Here is a 1,822-nt window from a genome sequence, read left to right as displayed (position 1 = left end):
TTTTGAGTCCCCTGCGTCTACCAATTTCACCACCCGGGCATCGAATGGAACGCCTCGGCAGAGCGCCGGGCGTGGCAGGAAAGGCGTAATTATACACGCTTGGCGTGAAACCCATGTGCCTTATGTTCCAGGCCCCTTGGGCCCGATATTTGCTTACCTGTCGCCACGCGTTTCACTGAGCTTTGGAAACGCCTAACTACCTGGCCACTCTGGGAGAAAACACATGAAAACACGAGTCTGGTTACCTATACTTTTGGCGGTTGCGGCTTTGGTCGGCGGGTGCAAGAATACCTTGCATGGCGCCGGCGAAGACATTGAACGGGGCGGGGAAAAGATCCAACAAAATACACGGTAGCCATTAGGGTCATTGCAACTGGTTTTCAGTCAGTTATATGAAAGCCGGGTCAAGTGCTTATGCCGCTTATGCTGTAAAGATATTTGCACATGGGCAGTTGCAAGATCTAAACTCAGCTAGAACACCGTCGCGTGCCCGCGGCGGTGTTATCTTCTGGAGCAAGCCATTATGTCTGGTTTGAACCCTGGTTTAAGCGCACGATCCAATTCTCGTTCGGCCATTTGCGCGAATTTCTTCACTTCACTCACTTTCCCCAAAATTTCAAAGTGCGTCGCGCTGGTCGGCGCGGGCGGGCTGTTGGCATTTGCGGGTGTGGCGGGTGCGCAAGAGTCCGGTTGGACCAGCGGCGCTCAGGCCTATTCGCAAGTCTGTGCGTATTGTCACGACGGCGGGCAGGTCGGGCCGGTGTTGAAGGGGCGCAATCTGCCCCCTGCATTTTTTACGGCCATAGCGCGCAATGGGCTGAGGGCGATGCCTGCGTTCCCGGCTTCGTTTATTGACGACGCCACGCTGCAGGCGGTCGGTGAATATCTTTCTACGTCGCCGCCCGAGGCCACGGCTTCGGGCAAAGCGCCCGAAGACTCGGCCCAGCGCAATGCTGGCAAGTAAGGAGCGCCTCATGGACACAGGTCGACGCAGCGCGCTCAAGGTAATGGGTGCGTCGGGGCTGGCACTTGCCGTGCCGAATCTGGGCTGGGCGGCCGTGGGGCAACCCCAGGCCGGCGGGCAGTTACGGCTATATATCATCACAGACCATGCCGACGCCGGCGGCCGTTTCGCTGCGGGCGCCCTGCATGCCTGTCGGCAACGCGGTGTGGGGGCGTCTTACATCAACGCCCTGGCGGGCGGTTTGCACCTTGATGAAATCCACAAGGTTGATGCTTTGCTGCAAGGCAAGCAGTCCGTTCGCCTGATCGGCTTGGTCGACGAGGGAACGGCAGCGGTTGTGCTGAGCCTGGCTCGCGATGCCGGCGCTCGGCTGTACTGGCTTGCTCAGCATCAGCTGCGGGCCGGCCAGGCGCGGCATGCGGTACAGGTTGCCACCAGCAACACATGTTGCGAGCAGCTTGAGCCGCAGCTTCTGGCCGTGCCGCCATCAGCAGCGGCCCGCGAGAGCTGGGCGGCGCAACTGGGTTATTCGCTGTCGCGTCTGCACGCCCGGCCGGCTTCAAATACGGCCTTGGCCAAGCTTGCCATGCAACAACGCGCGGGCAGCTTTGTTTCCTTTTCACTCGATACGCAGGGAGCCCGTCATGGCTGAAACTAAAGGCAGCGTGTTGCCCCGTAATGTTACGCAGGCTACTTTTGACGAGGCCGTCGGCGAGCTGAAAGTGTTGCTTGGCGAAGAAAACGTGTTGCTGCAGGCGCCGCAGCTTGCGCCCTACCGCAAAATTATGATGCCGGTAGATATTGAAGAATTCGCGCCGTCGGCGGCGGTTACGGCCACCACGGTTGAGCATGTGCAGG

3 protein-coding genes and 1 pseudogene are annotated in these 1,822 nt (G+C 59.4%); all 4 read left to right on the top strand.

Features of this window, described 5'->3' with window-relative positions:
• The first annotated feature begins 223 nt into the window (after positions 1-223).
• Complete coding sequence (locus VL003_RS04435; RefSeq protein WP_325439972.1) at positions 224-355, top strand: entericidin A/B family lipoprotein; 132 nt, start codon at positions 224-226, stop codon at positions 353-355.
• Positions 356-523: 168 nt separating this feature from the next.
• The gene (locus VL003_RS04430) at positions 524-964 is read left to right on the top strand and encodes a c-type cytochrome (RefSeq protein ID WP_325439970.1); all 441 of its coding nucleotides are present in this window, start codon (positions 524-526) and stop codon (positions 962-964) included.
• 10 nt (positions 965-974) lie between these two features.
• Positions 975-1,616, top strand: coding sequence for a hypothetical protein (locus VL003_RS04425; RefSeq protein WP_325439968.1), 642 nt, complete (start codon positions 975-977; stop codon positions 1,614-1,616).
• A pseudogene (locus tag VL003_RS04420) lies at positions 1,609-1,822 on the top strand (4-cresol dehydrogenase); the annotation flags it as partial. The gene VL003_RS04425 and the pseudogene VL003_RS04420, both read left to right, overlap by 8 nt.

The organism is Pusillimonas sp. (genome assembly GCF_035515275.1).
Lineage (GTDB): Bacteria > Pseudomonadota > Gammaproteobacteria > Burkholderiales > Burkholderiaceae_B > Pusillimonas.
The sequence above is the reverse complement of the archived record's forward strand: the minus strand, read 5'-3'. Positions and strand labels throughout refer to the sequence as shown.